At 64.1% G+C, this 23662-nt stretch carries 24 protein-coding genes and 1 tRNA gene; 17 read left to right on the forward strand and 8 right to left on the reverse strand.

Annotation, left to right across the window (positions count from 1 at the left end; translation table 11 throughout):
* Window position 1 precedes the first annotated feature (1 nt).
* On the reverse strand, window positions 2–1588 hold the full coding sequence (locus A9D13_RS08800; RefSeq protein WP_066772591.1) for an SLC13 family permease: 1587 nt from the start codon (window positions 1586–1588) through the stop codon (window positions 2–4).
* 57 nt (window positions 1589–1645) lie between these two features.
* Window positions 1646–2596, reverse strand: a complete 951-nt coding sequence (locus A9D13_RS08805) for an ABC transporter ATP-binding protein (protein WP_066772593.1) — start codon at window positions 2594–2596, stop codon at window positions 1646–1648.
* 116 nt (window positions 2597–2712) lie between these two features.
* On the opposite strand from A9D13_RS08805, the gene A9D13_RS08810 reads away from it, so the two are divergent.
* The 4 genes from A9D13_RS08810 (at window position 2713) to A9D13_RS08825 (ending at window position 5543) form a co-directional block, all read left to right on the forward strand.
* Window positions 2713–2970, forward strand: coding sequence for a zinc-finger domain-containing protein (locus A9D13_RS08810; RefSeq protein WP_066772595.1), 258 nt, complete (start codon window positions 2713–2715; stop codon window positions 2968–2970).
* A gap of 50 nt (window positions 2971–3020) precedes the next feature.
* Window positions 3021–4448, forward strand: a complete 1428-nt coding sequence (gene tldD, locus A9D13_RS08815; protein ID WP_066772600.1) for a metalloprotease TldD — start codon at window positions 3021–3023, stop codon at window positions 4446–4448.
* A gap of 7 nt (window positions 4449–4455) precedes the next feature.
* Complete coding sequence (locus A9D13_RS08820; RefSeq protein ID WP_066772602.1) at window positions 4456–5004, forward strand: DUF924 family protein; 549 nt, start codon at window positions 4456–4458, stop codon at window positions 5002–5004.
* An 89-nt stretch (window positions 5005–5093) separates the two neighbouring features.
* Entirely contained in the window at window positions 5094–5543 is a 450-nt protein-coding gene (locus tag A9D13_RS08825; RefSeq protein ID WP_066772604.1) for a hypothetical protein, read from the forward strand.
* Here the strand turns inward: A9D13_RS08825 and A9D13_RS08830 are convergent.
* Together A9D13_RS08830 and A9D13_RS08835 are read right to left on the reverse strand one after the other, a co-directional pair.
* Entirely contained in the window at window positions 5540–6457 is a 918-nt protein-coding gene (locus A9D13_RS08830; protein ID WP_229665199.1) for a hypothetical protein, read from the reverse strand. The genes A9D13_RS08825 and A9D13_RS08830 overlap by 4 nt on opposite strands.
* Window positions 6454–7491: a diacylglycerol/lipid kinase family protein gene (locus tag A9D13_RS08835; RefSeq protein WP_172808133.1), complete on the reverse strand. Its 1038-nt coding sequence runs from the start codon at window positions 7489–7491 to the stop codon at window positions 6454–6456. Before A9D13_RS08835 ends, A9D13_RS08830 begins: the two co-directional genes overlap by 4 nt.
* 222 nt (window positions 7492–7713) lie before the next feature.
* Here A9D13_RS08835 and A9D13_RS08840 point away from each other — a divergent pair, with 222 nt between their 5' ends.
* The 12 genes from A9D13_RS08840 (at window position 7714) to A9D13_RS08895 (ending at window position 20203) form a co-directional block, all read left to right on the forward strand.
* Window positions 7714–8130 (forward strand): secondary thiamine-phosphate synthase enzyme YjbQ, encoded by a 417-nt coding sequence (locus tag A9D13_RS08840; RefSeq protein ID WP_066772606.1) that lies wholly within the window; start codon window positions 7714–7716, stop codon window positions 8128–8130.
* An 89-nt stretch (window positions 8131–8219) separates the two neighbouring features.
* Window positions 8220–9023, forward strand: a complete 804-nt coding sequence (locus tag A9D13_RS08845; RefSeq protein WP_066772608.1) for a transglutaminase-like domain-containing protein — start codon at window positions 8220–8222, stop codon at window positions 9021–9023.
* Window positions 9024–9176: 153 nt separating this feature from the next.
* A complete protein-coding gene (gene zwf / locus A9D13_RS08850) occupies window positions 9177–10631 on the forward strand; it encodes a glucose-6-phosphate dehydrogenase (RefSeq protein ID WP_066772610.1) in 1455 nt (484 codons plus the stop codon).
* 143 nt (window positions 10632–10774) lie between these two features.
* On the forward strand, window positions 10775–12604 hold the full coding sequence (gene edd / locus A9D13_RS08855; protein ID WP_066772611.1) for a phosphogluconate dehydratase: 1830 nt from the start codon (window positions 10775–10777) through the stop codon (window positions 12602–12604).
* 24 nt (window positions 12605–12628) lie between these two features.
* Window positions 12629–13261 carry a bifunctional 4-hydroxy-2-oxoglutarate aldolase/2-dehydro-3-deoxy-phosphogluconate aldolase gene (locus tag A9D13_RS08860; protein ID WP_066772612.1) on the forward strand — a complete coding sequence of 211 codons (633 nt, stop codon included), beginning with the start codon at window positions 12629–12631 and terminating at the stop codon, window positions 13259–13261.
* Window positions 13262–13291: 30 nt separating this feature from the next.
* A complete protein-coding gene (locus A9D13_RS08865) occupies window positions 13292–16093 on the forward strand; it encodes a phosphoenolpyruvate carboxylase (RefSeq protein WP_066772613.1) in 2802 nt (933 codons plus the stop codon).
* A gap of 67 nt (window positions 16094–16160) precedes the next feature.
* Window positions 16161–17069 carry an acetylglutamate kinase gene (gene argB / locus A9D13_RS08870; protein ID WP_066772615.1) on the forward strand — a complete coding sequence of 303 codons (909 nt, stop codon included), beginning with the start codon at window positions 16161–16163 and terminating at the stop codon, window positions 17067–17069.
* A gap of 1 nt (window position 17070) precedes the next feature.
* A complete protein-coding gene (locus A9D13_RS08875) occupies window positions 17071–17553 on the forward strand; it encodes a hypothetical protein (protein ID WP_066772618.1) in 483 nt (160 codons plus the stop codon).
* A 102-nt stretch (window positions 17554–17655) separates the two neighbouring features.
* A complete protein-coding gene (locus A9D13_RS08880) occupies window positions 17656–17955 on the forward strand; it encodes a YggT family protein (RefSeq protein WP_066772619.1) in 300 nt (99 codons plus the stop codon).
* 2 nt (window positions 17956–17957) lie between these two features.
* Window positions 17958–18830 carry a bifunctional methylenetetrahydrofolate dehydrogenase/methenyltetrahydrofolate cyclohydrolase FolD gene (gene folD, locus A9D13_RS08885; RefSeq protein ID WP_066772620.1) on the forward strand — a complete coding sequence of 291 codons (873 nt, stop codon included), beginning with the start codon at window positions 17958–17960 and terminating at the stop codon, window positions 18828–18830.
* 1 nt (window position 18831) lies between these two features.
* The gene (locus tag A9D13_RS08890) at window positions 18832–19578 is read left to right on the forward strand and encodes a hypothetical protein (protein WP_066772621.1); all 747 of its coding nucleotides are present in this window, start codon (window positions 18832–18834) and stop codon (window positions 19576–19578) included.
* A gap of 1 nt (window position 19579) precedes the next feature.
* On the forward strand, window positions 19580–20203 hold the full coding sequence (locus tag A9D13_RS08895; protein WP_066772623.1) for a MarC family protein: 624 nt from the start codon (window positions 19580–19582) through the stop codon (window positions 20201–20203).
* A 15-nt stretch (window positions 20204–20218) separates the two neighbouring features.
* On the opposite strand, the gene A9D13_RS08900 is transcribed toward A9D13_RS08895, so the two are convergent.
* Window positions 20219–20842: an LON peptidase substrate-binding domain-containing protein gene (locus tag A9D13_RS08900; protein WP_066772624.1), complete on the reverse strand. Its 624-nt coding sequence runs from the start codon at window positions 20840–20842 to the stop codon at window positions 20219–20221.
* Window positions 20843–20856: 14 nt separating this feature from the next.
* Window positions 20857–21765 carry a tetratricopeptide repeat protein gene (locus A9D13_RS08905; protein WP_066773910.1) on the reverse strand — a complete coding sequence of 303 codons (909 nt, stop codon included), beginning with the start codon at window positions 21763–21765 and terminating at the stop codon, window positions 20857–20859.
* Window positions 21766–22018: 253 nt separating this feature from the next.
* On the opposite strand from A9D13_RS08905, the gene A9D13_RS08910 reads away from it, so the two are divergent.
* Window positions 22019–22093: transfer RNA gene (locus A9D13_RS08910), tRNA-Gly, on the forward strand.
* A 58-nt stretch (window positions 22094–22151) separates the two neighbouring features.
* On the opposite strand, the gene A9D13_RS08915 is transcribed toward A9D13_RS08910, so the two are convergent.
* Both A9D13_RS08915 and A9D13_RS08920 read right to left on the reverse strand, forming a co-directional pair.
* Window positions 22152–22733 (reverse strand): nucleotidyltransferase family protein, encoded by a 582-nt coding sequence (locus tag A9D13_RS08915; RefSeq protein ID WP_066772625.1) that lies wholly within the window; start codon window positions 22731–22733, stop codon window positions 22152–22154.
* Window positions 22730–23593 carry an XdhC family protein gene (locus tag A9D13_RS08920; RefSeq protein ID WP_066772626.1) on the reverse strand — a complete coding sequence of 288 codons (864 nt, stop codon included), beginning with the start codon at window positions 23591–23593 and terminating at the stop codon, window positions 22730–22732. The genes A9D13_RS08915 and A9D13_RS08920 overlap by 4 nt, the downstream gene beginning before the upstream one ends.
* Window positions 23594–23662: the final 69 nt, after the last annotated feature.

A 23662-nucleotide genomic window follows, 5' to 3' on the forward strand; every position in this document is an offset into this window, starting at 1 on the left:
TTCAATACTCGAGGCCCAGCGCCGGTCCGCCGAGGAAATAGCAGAACAGCGCGATCAGGATCACGCCGACGAGGTTCAGCACAAACCCGCCACGCGCCATTTCGCGGATCGTGACAGCGCCCGTTGAAAAGGCAATCGCATTGGGCGGCGTGCCGACCGGCAGCATGAACGCACAGGTCGCGGCAAAGGCGGCAGGCACCAATAGCGACATCGGATCGGCCCCGATGCCCAGCGCGACCCCGCCCAGAACCGGGATGAAGGTCGCTGCCGTCGCGGTGTTGCTGGTCACCTCTGTCAGGAACAGAACGATGGCGACGACCGCCGCGACAAGCAGCAGCGACGGCAGGGCGCCCAATACATTTACCTGCTGGCCGAACCAGCCATCGAGGCCCGTGGCAGCGACGGCGCCCGCCAGCGACAAGCCGCCGCCAAACAGCAGCAGCACGCCCCATGGCAGGCCGCTTTCGGCATCTTTCCATTCCAGCACCATCTCGCGGCTGCCGCGCCCGGGCAGCATGAACATTACTGCCCCTGCGGCGATGGCGATGGCTGCATCGTTCAGGGTGAAGAACCAGCCCAGTTCCTCCTCGATACCCGGAATGGTCGACATGAGGCCCGGCATCACCCACAGGAACGCCGCGCCAAGGAAAACCGCCGTGACCGTCTTTTCCCCCTGGCTGAAGGGGCCAAGCTTCTCAATCTCGCCCAGCAGCATCTGCCTGCCACCGGGAATTCCGGGCAGATCGACGCGATAGAGCACGCGCGTCATCAGCCACCAGCCAACGAAGATAAAGGTAAAGGCCGTCGGCATGCCCAGCATCATCCATTGCACGAACCCGATTCGCACCCCGAATTCGCTTTCGGCATAGCCTGCGATAATCGCGTTGGGCGGGCTGCCCAGCAGCGTGCCGAGGCCGCCCATGCTCGACGACCAGGCAATCGCCAGCATCAGGCAGACCGCGAAACGCTTGACCTGCGGGTCAGCGATGGCCGCGACATGGCCGTGGCGATGTTCGGCGGTATCGGCACTCTCGTCCTGCGACCGGCTGGTCAGCAGGGCGACGACCGACAGGCCGATCGGCAGCATCATCAGCGTGGTCGCCGTATTCGACACCCACATGGAAAGAAAACCCGTGGCGAGCATCAGGCCCAGCACGATGCGGCGCGGCTCCACCCCCACACGCAGCAGGGTGAGCAGGGCTATGCGTTTGTGCAGGTTCCATTTTTCCATCGCGATCGCGATCAGGAAACCGCCAAGAAACAGGAACACGATCGGCTGCGCGTAAGGGGCGGTTGCCTCCTTCACGGTCAGATCGGTGAACATGGGAAGCAGGACAATCGGCAGGAGCGAGGTCACCGCCAGCGGCACGGCCTCTGTCATCCACCACACCGCCATCAATACCGCGACGGCAGCCACATTGCGCGCCTGCGGCTCCAGCCCGGCTGCGCCATCGAGTGCAAGCCAGACCGAGGCGGCCAGCACCACCCCCAGCGCGCGCAGGCCCCAGGTCAGCCGCGCACTGCGAGCCGTATCCTCATTCGTTTCGTGCGTGTCCCGCTCGCCGTCGCGGCGCTGCCCCTCGTCCATGGCAATGGGTCTAGCGTGTTTTCACGGCACTGGCTCGTGTCTTTTGGGTGAAACGCGTCAGTTTGTGGCGTCGCGGGTCAATTGGACGAATACATCTTCCAGATCGGGTTCGCGCGTCGTGACGTCGACGATGGCGCAGCCTTGCTGCTGGACCAGTCCCAAAACCTCGCCCGCGGTCAGATCGTCCTTGTTAAAGGTGATCGCGACCGAATGATCCCCGGTCAGTTCCGACTTGATGAAAGAGGGATGGCTGGGCGCGACCTTCATTTCCTGGTCGATCGTGACCTCGACGACCTTTTCGCGCGCCATGCCGACCAGTTCACGCGTCGGCTTGTCGGTAATCAGGCGGCCATGGTTGATGATCGCGATGCGGTCGCACAGCTCCTCGGCCTCTTCGAGATAATGCGTGGTGAGAACCACCGTCACGCCCTTCTTGTTGAGGTCGAGGACCAGCTCCCACAGCTGGCGGCGAAGATCGACGTCGACGCCTGCGGTAGGTTCATCGAGCACGAGAATGGGCGGCGAATGGACCATGGCCTTGGCGACCAGCAGGCGGCGCTTCATGCCACCCGACAAAGAGCGGGCATAGGCGTGCGCCTTGTCCTCCAGCCTGACAGCCTGCAGCAGTTCGGCGCTACGGCGCTTGTCCTTGGGCACGCCGTAATAGCCTGCCATCACGTCCAGCACCTCGATCGGCGAGAAGAAGGGATCGAACACGATCTCCTGCGGGACGATGCCGATCGACGCTTTCGCGTTGCGGCGGTCCTTGTCGATGTCGAAGCCCCAGATCGAAACCTCGCCCTCGGTCTTCGAGACCAATCCGGCGAGAATATTGATCAGCGTCGACTTGCCCGCGCCATTGGGACCCAGCAGCCCATAGATCGAGCCGCGCGGCACGTCGAAGCTCACATCGGTGAGCGCGCGCTTGGGCTCCGTTCCCTTGCCCGTGGGGGCATAGGTCTTGGACAGGTTGCGGATCGAGATGGCAGCTTGCTGGGCGGGATTCATGGGCTGCCATTTGGGGTACAAGGGACAGTCCGTAAAGACCCGGCATGCGGCAAGTGCGAATTCACGCGTTTTTCCATCTGGAAATCACCCGCAGCCGCTGGTAACCGACTTGTCCCATGAGCACTGCGCCTGAAACGATCTACACCGATTCCACCCGCGTCAAATGCGATGGCGCCACCGACATCCGCGCCGGAAGCGGCTATGCGCCCTCCGCGCTCGGCCATCCGCGCGTCTGGCTTGAGATTGACGAGAAGGGCTATGTCGAGTGCGGCTATTGTGATCGCCGCTTTGTGCTCAAGGGCGGCCCCGCTCATGACGTGACCGGCGTAAACCCGGCGGTCGGCTCCGCGCAAGAGGAAGGCGCAGCGGGCTAATCGCCACGCAGGCGCTGTCCAAACCGGCAGAGCCTTCCTATATTGCCGGAATGACTATCCCGGCAGATCCCCGCTCGCTTCTCTATCGCCCCGGACAGCTTGATCCCGACACGGCGCAGGCCTTGGCACGCGAAACGCTGTCGGCGTGTGACGATGGCGAGTTGTTCCTGCAATTCACCGCGTCGGAAAGCTTCGCCTTTGACGATGGGCGGCTGAAGACGGCGGATTATTCGCGCGAGGCGGGCTTTGGCCTGCGCGGCATATCGGGTGAGACCACCGGCTTCGCCCATGCCAACGAGATTTCAGCAGACGCGATCCGCCGGGCTGGCGAGACGCTGTCGCTTCTCGACGCCACCAGCCGTCCGCTGGCCGCGCCGCCGCAGGCGACCAATCGCCATCTCTACACTGATGAAAGCCCGCTCGATGGCGTGACCTTCGCCGCGAAGGTCGCGCTGCTTGAAAAGATCGACGCCGCAGCCCGCGCTCGCGATCCGCGGGTGAAGCAGGTTTCCGCCTCGCTCGTCGGCAGCTGGTCGGTGGTGGAAATCGTGCGCCCCGACGGCTTTATCGCCACCGATGTGCGCCCGCTTGTTCGGCTCAATGTCGGGATCGTCGTCGAACAGAATGGCCGGCGCGAAACCGGCAGCTTTGGCATGGGCGGCCGCGCGCTTTATGGTGAGTTCATGGCCGAGGCGAGTTGGAATCGCGCCATCGACAAGGCGCTGGCGCAGGCGCTCACCAATCTCGAATCGATTCCCGCCCCGGCTGGCGTGTGCCCGGTCCTGCTCGGCCCCGGCTGGTGCGGCGTGCTGCTGCACGAAGCGGTGGGGCACGGCCTCGAAGGCGATTTCAATCGCAAGGGCACCAGCGCTTTTTCAGGCAAGATCGGCGAGCGCGTCGCCGCACCCGGCGTAACGGTCATCGACGATGGCTCCATGCCTTCGCGCCGTGGATCGCTGACCATCGATGACGAAGGCACGCCGACACGTGAAAACGTGCTGATCGAGGATGGCATCCTGAAAGGCTATATCCACGACCGCCTCAACGCCCGCCTGATGGGCGTGGAACCGACCGGCAATGGCCGCCGCCAGTCCTACGCCCATGCACCCATGCCGCGCATGACCAACACCTTCATGCGTTCGGGCAAAGACGATCCGAAGGAACTGCTCTCGCGCATGAAGGACGGGATCTACGCCACCAGTTTTGGCGGCGGACAGGTCGATATCGTATCGGGCAAGTTCGTCTTCAGCTGCACCGAAGCCTACAAGGTCGAGGGCGGCAAGGTCATCGCCCCGATCAAGGGCGCGACGCTGATCGGCGATGGCCCCACCGCGCTGACGCAGGTGATCGGCATCGGCAATGACATGGAACTCGACGAAGGCATCGGCACCTGCGGCAAGGCGGGGCAGAGCGTCCCCGCAGGCGTAGGCCAGCCCAGCCTTTTGATCGAGGGACTGACGGTCGGCGGCACCGGCTAACCCCGACATGGCCATGGCGCAGCGCCCGTGGGCAGCGGAAATCCTGCATGTCTGGTTCGACATTCTCGGCCCCAGCGATCGATTCGGCGGCGGCGCGGCCGTCGACACCATGCTTCGCCAGCGGTTTGCCCGCGAATGGCACATGCTGCGCCATCGCCCGGCATCCGAATTCCTGAACGATCCGCTGACCGCACGCGCCGCCGTGCTGCTTTTCGATCAGGTTCCGCGCAATATCTTTCGCGATAGCCCGCTTGCCTTCGCCAGCGACCCGCTGGCCCGCGCCATTGCCAAGGGTGCGCTCAAAAACGGATGGGACCGGGGCCTCGGCGATGAGCAGCGCCAGTTCCTCGCCATGCCGCTGATGCATAGCGAGGGGATCGCGGACCAGCTTTGGAGCCTTCGCTATTATAGCGACAATCCGGACGTTCTGGCCTTTGCCCGATCGCATTACCGGATGATCGCACGCTTTGGCCGCTATCCGCACCGCAATGCCGTTCTGGGCCGCCGATCCACTCCGGACGAAAAGGCCGCGGTCGCCGCTGGCAACAGCTGGTGACGTTTCGCGCCGCGATAAAACCCGTCTTGCCGTTTCAGTCAGTGTCAATTCATCGCACCGATCCTATATCTCAGGAAAGGAGACCGAAGATGAAGCGCAATATCATGCTTACCGCGCTTGCGACCGGCGTCATGGCTCTTGCTCCCGTCGCCGCGCAGGCAGCGCAGGATCAGGACAAGGCTGAGGATGCACCAGAGGCAACCGCCCAGATGAGCAAGGGCGAGAAAAAGCTGGCCAAGGCGCTGGAAGGTCGCGTGGCGGGCGAGCCGGTCCGTTGCATCCAGTTGAGCCGAGTTCAGTCGTCCACCATTTATGACGACACTGCGATCGTTTATCGCATCGGACGGACGCTTTACGTCAATCGCCCGGACAGCGGCGCCAGCTCGCTCAACAGCAGCGACATCATGGTGACGCAGACCGTCATGAACCAGCTATGCAGCGTCGATACTGTCCAGATGCGCGATAACACCGGCTTCATGCGCGGCGTCATTTTCCTCGGCGAATTCGTGCCATACGACAAGCCGAAGAAAGAGGGCTAAGCGCCCTTTTGCCTGCGGCGTTTTTCACGCCAATAGGCGCTGACCAGCACGGGCGCGCATATTAGCGGGTGACGCTCGCGGAACGGGGTCAGCGGCACTTTGATGCCGCTGTGCCGCTCAACCTTCCAGGCAAGGTAGCGCGCGCCGCCCTCGAACGTGGTTCCGGCGCGCAGCAAACGCACGACATTCAAGGGCTTGCCCATGCGGCGGCGGTTTTCCCAGCGCCGGATGAGCGCGGCTCGTTCTGTTGCCAAGAGTTGCGGGCTGAGCATGCCGTCATCGGCATCGAAGCCGATCCCCGCAGCGGACCACGCGGCGGGCAGCAGCCCGTCGAAATGTTCGGCACCGAAATCCAGTATCTGCAGTTCGCGTCCCGGCTTCTCCACCCGCAATTCGGCGCGATAGGTGGCGCGAAACAGCGCCCCCCAGAAATCACGTTCGGTCCCCTTGCCGGGCCCCAGCGCCGCGGCGAAACGGGCCGCCGTCTGGCAGGCGCTGGCAATGGCTTCGCGCATTCTGTCGCCCGCACCATCAATAGCCCATGCAAGCGCGCATGGCTGCACGAAACGTGCCCATATGGTGGTGTCGGCATGACGACCCTGCGCTGCATGGCGAAAAGTCGACAGGCGCATCACCGCGACCTTTGCCCGCAGGGTTTCGCCGCCGATCTCCATCTCGTGATAGGCGACGCGCGGCCATAGCCCCTTTTCGCGCGGGCCATCGGTCAGCACATAAAAGTCGAGAACGCCCTCAAGCGACCCGCTGCGCAGATTCGAACCGTAAAAAAGCACGGCAAGCGCATCGTGGCTCCTACCCAGACGCTGCGCGAAAGCCCGGATCTCATCGCGAACCGGGGCGGCAAGCCCGGCGCTGATCCGGTCGGCCAGCTCCTGGCCGCCTTTTGTGCCGATCACGGTATTACAAAGGCGATCGGTTCGCCCTGGCGCAGCTCATACTCGCCGCCGGGAAAAGTCTCGCCATCAAGAACGAAGCCGTCCTCGACATTGATATCGAGCTTGGGCGTATCGAGCCGCCAGACATTGTCGCGAGCCAGCTTTTCGCTGCTGCCGCCGCGAATGGCGCGCCAGAAATTGCGCACGAAGCGGCGCGGCGGTGCGTCGGCGACCAGCAGCTTCATGCCGCCCCGCTCCTTGCCGAAGGGCTTCACGCCCAGCGGCAGGCGATGCATGGTCGACACCAGCATGATGACGCGGTTGCGCTCACCCTCAACCTTGATCCCGGCAGTTCCGGGCGCGGCTTCGGGCGCGGAAATTGCGATCCGCTTGCCATCGCGCCAGCCCGAACCGCCGAAGCCGAAGGCGACATTGGCGATGGAACCCAGCATCGAAAGTCCGACCGCCAGATTGTGGAACGCGCCCCATTTATGCGTGGTCTGCGCCAGATCGGTCGCGCTGACAAAGATGCCCGCGCCGAACAGGAAGCCGCGCACCGGTTCACCGCCCTCGTCCGGGCGCGTGATCTCGATCGTCTCCCGCGCGCAAAAGCGATTGTCGCGCCATGCCGCGATTGCGTCGGCCACGCTCCATTCACGGTCGATGCCAAGATCGACGGCGAGCGCATTGGTCTTGCCCTTGGGCAGCACGGCGACCGCGGGCACATTACCGCGCCACAGGCGCGCACCGCAGGTCAGCACGTCGCGCACGGTGCCATCACCGCCCGCAACGATCAGCAATTCGACACCGCGCTTCGAGAAATCGGCCAGCGCCTGCGCCAGCGCACCGCGGGTGCGGGGCGACACGACCTCCACGCCCGGTGGCACTTCCAGGCCGCGGGTCTTTACCCCGTGGCTGCGCGGATTGCAGATGACGGCGATCTTCGACGCTTCACGCGGCATCCGGCCGGCAGGCGCGGGCGAAGAGTGCTGATCCTCAGCACTCTCGAACGCCAGCCTTGCCAGGCTTTTGCTGTCGTAGATCGTTCCGTCCATGGAAATTGCCTTAACCGCGATGCCGGAGAGAGGGGACCCGAAAAATGACTTTTCAGCGTCTTTTATCCCTATTCCGTCGTAAATTTGTACATTTGCGCAACACTGCCCCGCCCGCCGCCAGACCGTAAGGCCGGTGGCCAGCATGTTCTGATCAGGGGCTGTTCGGGGCCTTATTGCGGATACTTGCTGAACGGGGACCAAATCGCTTTAAGCCAGATCCCCATGAAGCAGCATCAAGTCACGCTCGAAATTGTAACGCCGGGTCGCAGCCTGGTCGAATTCACGCGCGAGGTCGTGCGCGAGTGCCGGTCCAGCGGCATCGACACCGGACTTCTTACCCTCTTCTGCCGCCACACCTCGGCCTCATTGCTGATTCAGGAAAACGCCGCGCCGGAGGTGAAGCCCGACATCCTCGACTGGCTCGACCGGATCGCGCCCGAAAACGCGGGCTATCTCCATGACGACGAAGGGCCCGACGACATGCCCGCCCATCTTAAATCATTGCTGACGGGGGCCAGTCTTTCGGTACCGGTGGCGGGCGGAACGCCGGTGCTGGGCACGTGGCAGGGCATCTATCTGGCCGAGCATCGCGCCCGCTCTCACCGGCGGCAAGTGGTGCTCCACCTGATGGGGGAATAGGGCACAGACATCTTTTTCCGACAATCGGGAAACGTGGGCGCGCAGCATGCGTTGGCAGGTGACACCCCAAGGGGAAAGAGAGTTCCTGCATGCCGATCAATATCAATGCCCATATCGCCTTCCGTTTTGACCAGCCGACCGATTTCCTGCTGCAGATGGAAGGGGCGGTGATCCCCGAACAGACGCTGTATGGCAAAGGCGTGATCTGCTCTGCGAGCGAGCACATGGCGCGCGTGCCGGGCGAGGACATGATCGGAGACCGGATCTGGCTGCGCTGCCAGGGCGATTTCACCGCCGATTACCAGGTCAGCGCCCATATCGACCGCCATCTTGCCGATATCTCGTCGCTCAATGCCCTGCGCCCGCACCAGCTTCCCGGTGAGACCGTGTCCTATCTCTTCGACAGCCGGTTCTGCCCTGCCGATCGCTTCCAGCCATTTGTCGAGGCCGAGTTCGCGAACACGTCGGGCGGAGCGCGGGTGCAAGCGATCCACGACTGGGTGGCAGGCAATTTCACCTATGCGCCCGGCACGTCCGATGCGACCACCACCGCGGTCGACAGCTTTGTCGAGCGGCGCGGCGTTTGCCGCGATTTCGCGCATGTCGTGGTCGCACTCGCGCGCGCATCGGCGATCCCGGCGCGTTTCGTGTCATGTTATGCACCCGATGTCGAACCGCAGGATTTTCACGCCGTGGCCGAGGTTTTCCTGGCCGATCCCGGCGGGGACGATGACGGCACCGGCAGCTGGCATCTGGTCGACGCGACCGGCATGGCCGATCCGGCAGAGATCGTGAAGATCGCGGTGGGCCGCGATGCCGCGGACGTCAGTTTTCTCACCTCTTACGGCATGGCCCAGTTGCTGGAAAAGTCGATCACGGTTTCGCGAGGTTAAGGCGCATTTTGGATGAGTGCATTCGAATGCGTGCCAGGTGCATCTTTTAAACACCGGGTTGCACTTGCTAACGAAAGTTGACAGCAGGGAGCAAGCGCCTATCCGCATGGCAGAACCTATCAATAACCATAGTGACTCAGGAGCCTGTCCGCCATGAATTTCACCGCGAACAAGCTTCTCCTGTTCGGGGCGACCGGCGATCTGTCCCAGCGCATGCTGCTGCCATCGCTGTGCGCACTGCATTCCGAAGGGCTGCTGCCTGATGGCATGCAGATCATCTGCACCGCGCGCAGCGAATATAGCGACGAGGAATTCAGGAACTTTGCCCGCGATGCGCTGGGCCGCTTTTTGCCGCCCGGCCGCGACATCAAGGTCGATCCGTTCCTGCAAATCCTGTCCTATCAGGATCTCGATGCATCGACGCCGGAAGGTTTCGATGCGCTGGCGCAAAAGGTCGGCGCGATCGGAACCGAGGAGAACGAGGGACTTTCGATCTTCCTGTCGACCGCGCCCTTCCTGTTCGAACCGACTATCAAGGGCCTTGCCGCCAACGGCCTGACGACGGGCAATGTCCGCATTGGCCTTGAAAAACCGCTGGGCACCGATCTGGAATCGAGCTGCGAGATCAATGACGCGGTCGCCTCCGCCTTTCCGGAGGAGCGGATCTTCCGCATCGACCACTATCTCGGCAAGGAAACGGTCCAGAACCTCCTCGCCCTCAGGTTTGCGAACATCATGTTCGAGCCGCTGTGGAACGCGGCGCATATCGACCATGTGCAGATCACGGTCGCCGAAACCGTCGGCCTTGAATCGCGGGTCGGCTATTACGACGGTTCGGGCGCGCTGCGCGACATGGTGCAGAACCATATGCTCCAGCTCCTCGCGCTTGTCGCGATGGAGCCGCCGACGAGTTTCGATGCCACCGCGATCCGCGACGAAAAGGTGAAGGTGCTGCGCGCCCTGCGCCAAACCGAAGCAGGCGAGACCGTGACCGGCCAGTACCGGGCGGGCGCGATCAATGGCGAAGCGGTCCCCGGCTATGACGAGGAATTGGGCAAGGATTCCGACACCGAGACCTTCGTCGCCATCAAGGGTCATGTCGACAACTGGCGCTGGAAGGGCGTGCCTTTCTATATGCGGACCGGCAAACGCCTGCCCCAGCGCATGACCGAGATCGTGGTGCAGTTCCGCTGCATCCCCTATTCGATCTTCGAGGGGCGCGGCGCGAAGACGGTGCCCAACCAGCTCGTCATCGGCATCCAGCCGCGCGAGAACATCCGGCTTTCGCTGATGAGCAAGGTCCCCGGGCTTGACCGCGAAGGTATCCGGCTGCGCGCGACGCCTCTCGACATTGCCATGCCGGATGCTTTTGCCGGACCGGAACGGCGCATCGCCTATGAGCGTTTGCTGCTCGATCTGGTCGAAGGCGACCAGACCCTGTTCGTGCGCCGCGACGAGGTCGAGGCACAGTGGGAATGGATCGACGCGATCCGCGCCAACTGGACTGAAAACGAACTGAAACCCAAGACCTATACCGCCGGAAGCTGGGGGCCGAGCGCATCGATCGCTCTTGCCGAACGCGATGGCGTCACCTGGCACGAGGGATAGCGGCGCATGGCACCGGGATCGGCAACCGACCGCCAGACGGGGCACTTCGCCCTGTCATCCGGAACCGATCCTGATACGCTGCACTGCAAAATAAACGGGCCGATTCCCTCACCGGCTCACAGATAAGACCCAAGGACCCAACCATGGCCGCCCTCAACGATCAATTCCACCGCGTTACCCAGCGCATCATCGAAAAGAGCCGCGACAGCCGCGGCCGCTATCTCGAACTGATGGAGCGCGAGGCGCAGCGCCAGCCCAACCGGACGCAGCTTGCCTGCTCGAACCTTGCCCACGCCTTTGCGGCCAGCGGCAATGACAAGGGCGCGATCGGCAGCGGGGAAAGCCCCAACCTAGCCATCGTCACCGCCTATAACGACATGCTTTCGGCGCATCAGCCCTATGGCCGCTATCCCGAAGCAATGAAGCTCTATGCCCGCGAAGTCGGCGCAACGGCGCAGGTCGCAGGCGGCACGCCCGCCATGTGCGATGGCGTGACGCAGGGGCAGGACGGGATGGAACTGTCGCTCTTCAGCCGCGACACCATCGCTCTCGCGACAGCCGTGGCGCTTTCCCACGAAACTTATGACGGCATGGCGCTGCTGGGCATCTGCGACAAGATCGTGCCGGGTCTATTGATCGGCGCGCTGCGTTTCGGGCACTTGCCTTGCATCATGATCCCGTCGGGCCCGATGCCCACCGGCATCGCCAACAAGGAAAAGCAGAAGGTCCGCCAGCTCTATGCCGAAGGCAAGGTCGGGCGCGAGGAACTGCTGGCCAGCGAAAGCGCGGCCTATCACTCGGCGGGCACCTGCACATTCTATGGCACGGCCAACTCGAACCAGATGATGATGGAGATGATGGGCCTTCACATGCCCGGCTCCGCTTTCGTGCCGCCCAACACGCCGCTGCGCACCCAGCTGACCCGTTCCGCGACGCATCAGCTGGCCAAGATCTCCCTGCGCGGCGAAGATACGCGCCCGCTGGCGAAATGCGTCGATGAAAAGGCGATCGTGAATGCCATAGCAGGGCTTCTCGCCACCGGCGGTTCGACCAATCACGTGATCCACCTGCCCGCCATCGCGCGTTCGGCGGGCATCATCATCGACTGGCAGGACATCGACGAACTATCGCAAGTCGTACCGCTGATCGCGCGAGTCTACCCCAACGGATCGGGCGACGTGAACGCGTTTCACGCGGCAGGCGGCATGGGCTATGTCATTCGCGAATTGCTCGACGCGGGCCTCGCCCACGAAGACATCACCACCGTCGGCGGCCAGTCGCTGCGCGACTATGCGAAGGAACCGGCGCTGGAAGACGACAAGCTCGTCTGGCGCACGCTGCCTGAAGAGAGCGGCGATGATACCATGCTGCGCCCGCCCAGCACGCCGTTCAAGCCCGATGGCGGCCTGCGCCTGTTGAACGGCAATCTGGGCCGCGCGACGATCAAGACAAGCGCGGTGGACGAGGAACGCTGGATCGTGGAGGCGCCCTGCCGCGTCTTCCACACCCAGCCCGAAGTGGCCGAGGCCTTCAAGGCGGGCGAACTCGACAAGGATGTCGTGGTCGTCGTCCGCTTTCAGGGGCCCCGCGCCAATGGCATGCCCGAATTGCACAAGCTGACCCCGCCTTTGGGCGTGTTGCAGGACCGCGGCTTCAAGGTCGCGCTGGTCACCGATGGCCGCATGTCGGGCGCATCGGGCAAGGTGCCCGCCGCCATCCACCTCACCCCCGAAGCACTGACCCATGGCGATGCCGAACCCGGTCCGATCGCTTACCTGCAGGATGGCGACATCGTGCGCGTCGATGCGGTCAACGGCACTATCTCGACCACGGCAGACCTTTCGGGCCGCCAGCCCGCAACGCCGCCAGCCCCTGCGCTGGGCGTGGGCCGCGAGCTTTTTGCGATGATGCGGCTGGGCGCGGACGAAGCGGAAAAGGGCGGCTCGGCGATGCTGGCGCTCGCTGGCCTCTAACGAATTTTACGGAGAACATAGGAAATGGCGAACATCCGCGAATTCATGGAAGCAGCCCCGGTCATCCCGGTGCTGGTGGTGAACGACATCGACCAGGCCCTGCCTTTGGCAGAGGCACTGGTTGCCGGCGGCCTTCCCTGCCTTGAAGTCACGCTGCGCACCCCCTGCGCCCTCGACGCGATCCGCGAAATGGCCAAGGTGCCGGGCGCCATTGTCGGCGCAGGCACCGTGCTCAATCCCGAACAGCTGGATTCCGTGATCGAGGCTGGCGCGAAATTCGTCGTGTCGCCCGGATTGACCGAAAATCTCGGCAAGGCCGCGATCGCAAATGACATCGGTTTCCTTCCCGGAATTGCGACCGCCGCCGACATCATGCGCGGCATGGATCTGGGACTTTCGCACTTCAAATTCTTCCCGGCAGAGGCCAATGGCGGCCTGCCTGCGCTGAAGGCGCTGGCCGCCCCGTTCCACGAAGCGCGCTTCTGCCCGACCGGCGGCGTTTCTCCCCAGAACGCGCCCGATTACCTAGCCCACCCATCAATCCTGTGCGTCGGCGGCAGCTGGGTTGCACCCGGCGATGCGATGCCCGCGGGCGGCCCGGTCGACAAGGCTAAGATCGAGGCGCTTGCCCGTGAAGCCGCCGCCCTTCCCCGCTAACAACCCAATCCCCTAAAGGGAGACCCCTCCATGACCCCACAGATCGAAGAGCTGAACCAGCGTCTGCAGGAACTGCATGGCCGCACGCAGGACACGCCGATCTACAACCCCGTGTTCCAGCTCGGCCTGGAACTGTCGCGCGACCTTGAGAGCGGGCGCAAGTCCCTCAAGGACATTGACGGGCTCGTCTCCGCGCTGGAATGCGAAGGGCTGCAGGCACGGGCGCTGAAGCTCGACCGGATGCTTGAACCGCTGGATGCGGGCGAAAATCTTGCCGCGTTCGGCAAGCGCGACGGCGAGGATTTTGCAGCCTACAGCGCGCGCTGGTCCAACCCGATGCTGCATATCGTGTTTACCGCCCACCCGACTTTCCTGCTGACCCCTGCTCAGTCGAAGGCGGTGGCCAAGGCCGCCAGCGAGGGCGACGCCAAGGGTGACAATGTCTGCACCGCCCCGCATGAGCGCACGCAGATCACGCTCGACAGCGAACACGACGCCGCGATGGAGGCGATGAGCCGCGCGCAGGCCGCGCGCGATCGGGCCGTGCGCCACATCTATGAGACCGCCAAGGAAAACTGGCCGGGTGAATGGAAGACGCTGAAGCCCACGCCGACGCGGCTTGCCACCTGGGTCGGCTATGACATGGACGGGCGCACCGATATCGGCTGGAACACCTCGATCCGCTATCGCCTGTCGGAAAAGGCGGAGCGGCTTACAAGCTATGCCGCGATGCTGGCCGCGCTCGCCCCCGATCTTTCGGCCAAGCTGGTCAATGCGGCCAAGCATGCAGGCGACATGGCCGCGCTGTTCGGCAAGGACATGGGCGATCCTGCCGCCCTTTCGCGCGCGGCCAATTCGCTGACCGCGAATCATCCCGACAAGATGATCAGCCTTGGCCCCGTAATTGAAGAACTTGAAAAGCTGGCCGGGGACGCGGACGACGACACCGCCATCGAGTTCCTGACGGCGGCCGCTGCCATGCGCGCCGATGGCCTCGGCATGGGGTGGATCCATTTCCGCGTGAACAGCTCTCAGCTGCAGAACGCGATCCGCCGCCGTCTCGACCCGGAATCAAAGCTCGACATCGCCAGCCAGGCCGCGCTGAACGCGATCCGCACCGCGATCGAGGAAATCCAGCCGCTCGATTCCAATTTCGCCGCGCTTGCCATCGAAAGCTCGACCGCGATCCGGCAGTTCCTCGCCATGCAGCAGATCCTGCGGCACGTGGATGCCGACGCTCCGATCCGCATGCTGATCGCGGAGTGCGAACAGCCCCAGACCGTGCTGGCCGCACTTTATTTCGGCAAGCTCTTCGGGATCGAGGACAAGATCGACGTTTCTCCGCTGTTCGAGACGGAGACCGCGCTGGAACATGGCGGCCGCTTCCTCGACGCGCTGCTGGCGGAAGAAGAATTCCGCAAATATGCGAAGATGCGCGGGCGCATCGCGATCCAGACCGGGTTTTCGGATGCTGGCCGCTTCGTCGGCCAGATTCCCGCTTCGCTCGCCATCGAGCGTTTGCAGGGCCGGTTGGCAGAAGCGATGGAAGCCAACGAGCTGACGCCCGAGCATGGCGCCGATGTCGCTGCGCTGATCTTCAACACCCATGGCGAAAGCATGGGCCGCGGCGCCCATCCGGTTTCGATGAAGGACCGTCTGGAATGGCCGCTGTCCCCCTGGGCACGCCGCCGTTTCGCGCGGCGCGGCATCCGGCTGGAACCGGAGGTGAGCTTTCAGGGCGGTGACGGTTATCTCTGGTTCGGCACGCCCGAACTGGCGCTCGCCACCATTGCGCGCATCGCGGAAAACCCGCCGGGCGAATGCGATCCCGACGTGCCGACCGATCTTTTCTATCGCCGCACCGACCTCAGCCTCGACTTTTATCGCGCGATCCGCCGGGTGCAGAACATGCACCTTGTTTCGGCGACATACAGCCGCGCGATCACGGCATTCGGGCTTGGCCTGTTGAACGACACCGGCTCGCGCCGGTCGCGCCGCCAGTCGGACCTGTCGGCCGACCGCAACATGAGCTTGCGGCAGATCCGCGCGATCCCGCATAATGCGATCCTGCAGCAGCTCGGTTATCCGGTTAACGTGATCGCCGGGTTCGGCACCGCGGCGGATACCAACCGCGAGGAGATCGCGGAAATGCTGTCGGAAAGCGAGCGTGGGCGGCAGCTTTTGCGCCTGCTGCGCAGCGCCGATGCGCTGGCCAGCATCAAGACGGTCGCCGCCTATGGCGAGCTGTTCAATTCCGCCTATTGGGCCAGCCGCCCCTATCGCGGGACGGAAGAACATCTGACCGATGCCTGCCTGACGCTGGCCGATTATTTGACCAAGGACGACCGCACCGGCGTGTTCCGCCGCCTTGCCAGCCGTTTGCGCGTCGATGCGCTGCACCTGCATCGTCTGCTCGACGCCATCCCGGGCAGCCGTGAGGCATGGGGCGTGCCGATCCCAGACCGGGAGCAGAAGCGCCGGTCCATCGGCCTGCTGCAATCTTTGCGCCTCGCGCTTCTTCAGCACATGATGCTCAAGATCGTGCAGGTGCCGGTCTTCTCGCGATCGAACGACATCAGCCGCGAGGACGTGATGGAGATGGTCTTCACCCTTCGCATCGACGACGCGCTGGCGCAGCTGCGCCGGGCTTTCCCGACCAGCTTCCCCAGCATCGACGATTACGCCATCGACGAGCCCAGCGATTATCCCGATGGGGGCGACCAGGGCTATGAGGTGATCCGCCGCGATTACATCGAACCGATCGAGCGCGCCTATGCGCTGGTGCTCAGGATCTCGACGGCCATCGCCAACGAGTTCGGCGCGCACGGCTGATCCCATGGAACGGGGGCGCGGGAATCAATTGAAACCCGCGCCAACCCGTGCAAAGGCGCGTGCCACTATGGTTGACCCGCTGAACCCCGACGACAAGGCGCTTCTCGCCAAGGCAAAGACTCTCGTGACGGCGCTGCCGTTCATGAAGCGATATGCCGGTCGCACTTTCGTGATCAAATATGGCGGCCATGCCATGGGCGATCCCGAAGCCGCGCGCGAATTCGCCGAAGACGTGGTGCTGCTGGGCGCAGTGGGCATCAATGTCGTCGTCGTCCACGGTGGCGGCCCGCAGATCGGCGCGATGCTGAAGAAGCTGGGCGTCGAATCGAGCTTTGTCGATGGCCTTCGCGTCACCGACAAGCAGACCGCCGAAGTCGCCGAAATGGTGCTGTCGGGCGCGATCAACAAGGAACTGGTCGGCTGGATCTCGAAAGCCGGGGGCCGCGCCATCGGCATCTCGGGCAAGGATGGCGGCATGGTCACCGCGCGCAAGGTGCAGCGCACCCGCAAGGTCGAAGGCTCCGCCATCGAGGAGGCCATCGACCTTGGCTTCGTGGGTGAGCCCGAGCATGTTGACACCCGCATCATCGACGCATCGGTTGCGGCGGGTCTGATTCCGGTGATCGCGCCCATCGGCGCTGACAAGGACGGGCACACCTACAACATCAATGCCGATACCATGGCCGGTGCCGTGGCTGCCGCGATGGGGGCCGCTCGCCTGCTGCTCCTTACCGATGTTCCCGGCGTGCTCGACAAAACGGGTAGTCTTCTGACAGACTTGTACCCCGATGACGTCAAGAAGCTGGTGGAGGATGGCACAATCACGGGCGGCATGATCCCAAAGCTGGAAACCTGTCTGCAGGCGGTTGAAGCCGGTTGCGAGGCGTCCGTCGTGCTCGATGGCCGTGTACCCCACGCCATGCTGATCGAAATCTTTACCGAACGGGGCGCGGGCACCATCGTCCGCAGCGCCTGAGATGAAACGGCTTGCCCTCCTCCCCGCCCTGCTGCTCGCAGGCTGCGGCGACAGCGGCGAACCGGCGCCCACCGTCGAAGAGCCGGTCGAGAGCGAAGCGCCGCCGCTTCCCGCATTCGACATGGAGCTGCCCGGCCCGGATCAAAGCGATCCGCAGGACCTCCTCGATTACTGGAAGGGCGCGGTTGAGGCGGGCGACACCGATGCCGCGCGCCGCGCATGGCGCGCCGAGATCCGCACCGGCGGCACCGCCCCGCGCTGGGCCAATATGACCGATATCGCGGTCAGCTATGGCGAAGGCATCGAAGAAGGCGCGGCGGGATCTGTCTATTACAACATCCCGGTCTGGCTCGCCGGCACCAATGTCGATCAGGTCGAGACGATGCTGACGGGTACGATGGTCCTGCGCCGCGTCAACGACGTGCCGGGCGCCAGCGCGGACGAGCTTTCATGGCGGATCGACAGCATCGACTGGGAAGGCTGACCGGCCCGCCCCTGCCGCTTCAAGCCTTGCCCCTGCGCGCGCGCTTGGGCTAGATCACTGCCACCCCTCAGATTCCCGGCCGAAGGACCTTTCGTCATCTCCGTGTTCCTAGCCCTTCTCATCCAGATCCTCAGCTATCTGATCAATGTGATCGTCGTGCTGGTGATCGTGCAATTCGTGCTCTCGCTGCTGATCGCGTTCAATGTCGTGAACATGAGCAACCAGTTCGTCTCCTCGATTTATACCGCGCTCAACGCCCTGCTCGAACCGATGCTGCGGCCGATCCGGCGCATCCTGCCCAACACCGGCGCGATCGACTTCTCGCCGCTGGTCCTGATCGTGGGCCTTAACGTGCTGATCATGATCCTGAGCGCGATCCATCGTTCGACGGTAGTCTACTGATCATGGCCGACATCATTGATGGAAAGGCGTTCGCGGCAGGTCTGCGCGAAGAGGTGCGCGAGGGCGTCACTGCCTTTGCGGCAAAGGCCGGGCGCGCGCCCGGCCTTGCCGTGGTGCTGGTAGGCGAAGATCCGGCAAGCGCGGTCTATGTCCGGTCGAAGCACAAGGCCTGCGTCACTGCTGGCATGGAAAGCTTTGAGCACCACCTGCCCGCCGAGACGAGCGAGGCTGACCTGCTGGCGCTGATCGGCCAGCTCAATGCCGATCCGGCGGTGGACGGCATCCTCGTCCAGCTGCCGCTGCCGAAACATATCGACGAGACCAAGGTGATCGAGGCGATCGATCCCGACAAGGATGTCGACGGCTTTACCACCGCCAGCGCGGGCCGCCTTGCCACCGGACAGGACGGGTTCGTCGCCTGCACGCCGCTGGGCTGCCTGATGCTGCTCAAGGACCGCTTGGGCGATCTGTCGGGCAAGAGCGCGGTGATCGTCGGGCGTTCCAATATCGTGGGCAAGCCGATGGCGATGCTGCTTTTGAAGGAAAGCTGCACCGTCACCATCGCGCATAGCCGCACGCAGGACTTGGCCCACGTGATTGGCGGCGCCGATATCGTCGTTGCTGCCGTGGGCCGCCCTGAAATGGTGAAGGGCGCATGGCTGAAACCCGGCGCGACGGTCATCGACGTGGGCATCAACCGCGTGCCCGCAGCGGAAGAAGGCAAGACGAAGCTGGTCGGCGACGTCGCCTTTGACGAGGCGATGGAAGTGGCAGCCGCCGTGACTCCGGTCCCGGGCGGCGTGGGGCCGATGACCATTGCCTGCCTCCTGCACAACACGCTTGCCGCCGCGAAACGCCGCGAAGGGATCGCCTGAGTTGAAAGCCGCTGCGGTCGCCGTATCTGCCCTGCTGGTAATGTCGGCCTCCGCTCTGGCGCAGCCCTCAGGCCCTGGCATGCGCGATGGGCGCGGCGGACGGATCGCGCGCGTCGCCCAGCCAGGCGAAGTGGCCGCTGCCGACATCGCAGCCTCTTTGCTGGCGCAGGAGGAAGGGCGCTGGAAGTCCTTCAAGGAGCATGGCGCCGATGGCGCGATCATGTTCGTGCCGCAGCGCGTCGATGCAAAGCAGTGGCTAAAGGACAGCGACGAACCCGCCAATGCCATCGACTGGAGCCCGCACGAAATCTGGTCGAGCTGCGACGGTTCCCTCGCCATCAGCGGTGGCGGCTGGACGAAGCCGGATGGCACGCAGGGCTGGTACGCTTCTGCTTGGGAGCGGCAGCGGGACGGTGAGTACCGCTGGACGATGGAGCTGAGTGGTGAGAGCGCTAACGCCGGAGAAGCGCCGATCCTGATCCGTTCTCACACGCCGGGTTGCAATAGCGTCATGCCCCGCCGTGATGGCACTGGCGGCCCTCCCGATCGCAAGCGCCGCAATAACGATAAGCCTCGATCCGACATCGGCCATCCCTATGCGATCAGCCGCGATGAAACGATGCGCTGGGACGTGGAAACCGGCGATGATTGCACCCGCCATCTGACCGTGCGTTTTCGCGAGGATAGTGGATGGAACGATCCCGTGCTTGATCGCGTGGCCGCTTACGGGCAGGGCTGCGCAAACTGACATGCTCGAACTCTTCGCCTCTGCCTTTGCCACGCTTTTCGTGGTCATCGACCCGCCCGGTTGCGCGCCGATCTATTACGGCCTCACCAGCGAGATGCCTGCGCATGAGCGGCGCGTGCAGGCGATCCGCGCGACCCTGATCGCCAGCGTCATCCTGCTGATCTTCGCATTATTCGGCGAACAATTGCTTGGCGCGCTGCATATTGAACTGGACGCCTTCCGCATTGCCGGCGGCATCATGCTGTTCCTGATCGCGCTGGAAATGGTGTTTGAAAAGCGGACCGAACGCCGCCACGAACGCGCCGACATGGTCAAGGCCACGCCCGAGATCGAGGATGTCTCGGTCTTCCCTATGGCGATGCCCATGCTGGCAGGGCCGGGCGCGATCGCCTCGATCATGCTGCTGATGGCGCGGGCCGAGGGGATGGAAGAGACCTTCGTCATCCTTGGCGCGCTGGGCACGGTGATGGTGCTGACGCTGGGCGCGCTGATCGCGGCAGCGCCCTTGATGCGCCTCTTGGGCCACAGGGTCGAAGCGGTTATCACGCGCCTGCTCGGCGTGTTGCTGGCGGCGCTGGCCGCGCAATTCGTGATCAACGGGATCGAAGGCGCGTTCGGGATCTGACGCGCAAGCGCCGACCTATTGCAGCGTGTGGCCATCCTCGTCATCGTGACGGCCGAAGAACTGCATCAGCTGGACCAGCAAGTCGCAGCGTTCGCCCAGCGTGTCGGCCTCCAGCAGCGCCTGTTTTGCCGCCGCATCGAATGGCGCGACCTGAGACACACCATTGATCAGCGCCATGTCGTCAAGCCGCGCCACCTGATCCCAGTCGACCGAATAGCCCTGCGCGTCGGCAAAGCTCTTGGCCTCTTCCTCGAACGCGGCGCGTTCCACCGGAAGCAGCACGCCATCCTCGTCCTCTGCCAGCAATTCGGCCCGGACCTGCCTGAACGGGGTCTCGACCTCCAGTTCGCGCACGACGCGAAAGCGGCTGACACCGTCGAGGATGATATTGTAGCGCCCGTCCTCCAGCGCCTCCACCTCTCCGATCCGGCCAAGACAGCCGATATTGAAGAGCGGCGCCCCCTCGGACGAACGCTGCGGCTGGATCATGCCGATCATGCGGTCACGGGCGAGCGAATCCTCGACCAAAGCGCGATAGCGCGGCTCGAAAATATGCAGGGGCAATTGCAGGCCCGGAAAGAGGATCGCGCCCGGCAGCGGGAAGATCGAGATCCGCGTCGTCTCCAGTCCAGAACCCATGTCTGCCCCGCTCCTCATCCAAACAGGATCAGCGAAAGGCGGCGGCGGGTTGCCGCGACCCACGGATCCTCAAGGCCCACGGCTTCGAAGATCTGGAGAAGCTTGGCGCGCGCGGCGCCATCGTTCCAGCCGCGATCGGCCTCGATCATTTTCAAAAGCGTGTCGGCAGCCTCGTCCCGCGAACCGGCGGCAAAGGCGGCCTGCGCAAACTCGAACTGCTTGTCCATGTCCGCCGGGTTTTCCGCCGCGGCCTGACGCAGACCGGCAAGCTCGCTGTCTTCCGGCTTGTCCTTCGCCAGCTCCAGCGCAGCGGCGGCGCGTTCGATGGCGGGGTCCTTGGCCAGATCCTCGGGCATGGACGCCAGCGCGGCGGCGGCCTCCTCGGTGTGCCCTGCCTCGATCATGGCGCGCAAAAGGCCCGCATTGGCGGCGGCATTGTCGGGCGCCAGTTCGATGATCTGCGCAAACACGCCCATGGCGCGTTCGGCATCGCCGCTCGTCAGCAATTCCTCGCCCATGGCGATCAGCGGTTCGATGTCCTGCTTCGGCTCGTCACCGCCCGCGCCCGCCTCGATCGGCAATTGCGAGAGGATCTGGTCCAGCGCCTGCTTCAGCTGCCCTTCGCTGCGCGCGCTGGTCAGGTCCGCGACCGGCTGGCCCTGGAACATGGCATAGACGGTGGGGATCGAACGCACCTGGAACTGCGAGGCGATGAACTGCTCTTCATCGACATTCACCTTGGCAAGAATTACGCCCTTGTCGGCATATTCCGCCGCGATCTTTTCCAGCGTCGGGGTCAGCGCCTTGCATGGCCCGCACCATTCCGCCCAGAAATCGAGGATGACGAGGCTCTTCATCGAGGGTTCGACCACCTCCTTGCGGAAGCGCTCCACTGCCTTCTGCTCGTCGAGGTTAAGACCCATGCTGGCCAAGATCGATTCTCCTGATTTTCGTGTCTGCGGGGGATATGGCTTTGGCCGGTCCCTCCCGATCGCTTTCAGACTATGTGGGACGAAAGCTGCGAATTTCCAAGGTGCAGGGCCGTTTCCTTCCCCCGCCTGCAGTGGTTTGAAAAAAATTCGACATTTAACGCTTGCCCACCCCCAGACCTACTGTTAAAGGCGCGCCTCACCCCGATCGGAAGGGCTTCCAGCCAACCGATTGCAGGCGTTCAGAGCGGGCGTAGCTCAGGGGTAGAGCACAACCTTGCCAAGGTTGGGGTCGAGGGTTCGAATCCCTTCGCCCGCTCCATTTTCTCGCATCAGTTCAAATATATGAACCGCCATCGGCGGACCCGGTCGTTTGCTTCTCAACGCAGCCGTTCGATGTCTTCGCGCGTGTCGATGTCGATGGCTTCGCTGGCGGAAAGGGCGACCTGACGCACCGCATGCGCAGGGTTGCGCAGGATGGCGCGCGCACCGCTGTCGCCACGCGTTTCGGCAAGGCGGGGAAGCCAGCTTGCGCCAAATATCGCGGGCGGCGCAGGCTTGCCGCCGGGCGGCACCATGACGGCAAGCGAATCGGGCCCGGCAGGCGCTTCGGCCAAAAGGCGCGCGATGCTGCCGCGCGAAAGATTGGGCATGTCGCCCAAGGTGACGAGAAGATGGGCCGCCCCGGCGTCCATCGCTGCGCGGGCTGCAAGGGCCAGCGAATGGCCCATGCCGCTTTCCGGCGCCGGGTTCGGGATGACCGGCAAACCGCCGCTCCAGCCTGCCGCACGTCGCGGATCCAGCACGATGCCGCGCCCTGCCCAGTCAAAGCCCTCCAGGGCCTTGAGGGATGCGTCGAGCACGTTCGTGCCGCCCAGCCGCGCCGCCAGCTTGTCACCCCCGAAGCGGGTAGAGAGACCGGCGGCCAAGGTGACCGCGAAAATCTCTCGCGCAGCGATCATGCCAGCGTTTCGTAGGCGGCGACGATTTCCGCCAGCACAGAGAGCGCCAGCACCGCCGGATCGCGCGCCCTGCCGATCAGTCCGACCGGGCCATGCAGCCGCCCTTGCGCCCGTTCCGTCAGGCCAGAAGACGAGATCAGTTCCGCACGCGCCTCACGCGCAGCCGCGCCTCCCTGCGCGCCGATATAAAAGGCATCGCTTGTCAGGGCGGCGGGCAGGATTGCGCGTTCCCATTCGTGATCGTGGAAAAGCACGACGACCGCGGTCCATGCATCCAGCGTCATTTCGGGGGCCTGCCCCAGCGAAAGGCCCGTATCCGCGCCCTCTCCATGCGGGCGCATCGATTGCACGATCGCCCCGTGCGTTTCGGCCAGACGCTCGAACGCGGACAATTCCGGACCGGTGCCAAAAGCCACGATCCTGAGACCGGGGCGATAAGCCCGCCTCATGACCGAACCGTCAGCCAGCGGCACCGCGATTTCCGCGCAGCGCCGCGCATCAAGGGCATCGACCGCATCGCCAAGCGCCTGCATATCGGGCGCAGGGTCCAGCGTGACCGCGATCCGCGAACCGCATGGCAGGCGCAGGTCCATCGGATCACCCGCCCCGCCAAAATGCACGAAGCGCGGTCGGCCATCTTCCCAAGCCTCTTGCGCCAGGGAGATCAGCGCCCCTTCGAGGCAGCCGTCGGCCATGCTACCGACCAGCGCGCCATCGCGCCCGATCGCCAGCTGCGCGCCCAGTCGGCGTGAAAAGCTGCCGTCGATATGGGTGATCGTCGCCAGTGCCGCGTTGCCGCCTTCTGCGAAACGAAGCGCAGCATTGTCGCCATGGGTGGAGCCGCGGGTTGCAGTGTTCATGGGCCACCCCATATCGCGCCCGCAGCATGATGTCGCCCACCAAAGCGGCACCCAAGCCCATTATCGAAC

This window comes from Croceicoccus mobilis, from assembly GCF_001661965.1.
GTDB lineage: Bacteria > Pseudomonadota > Alphaproteobacteria > Sphingomonadales > Sphingomonadaceae > Croceicoccus > Croceicoccus mobilis.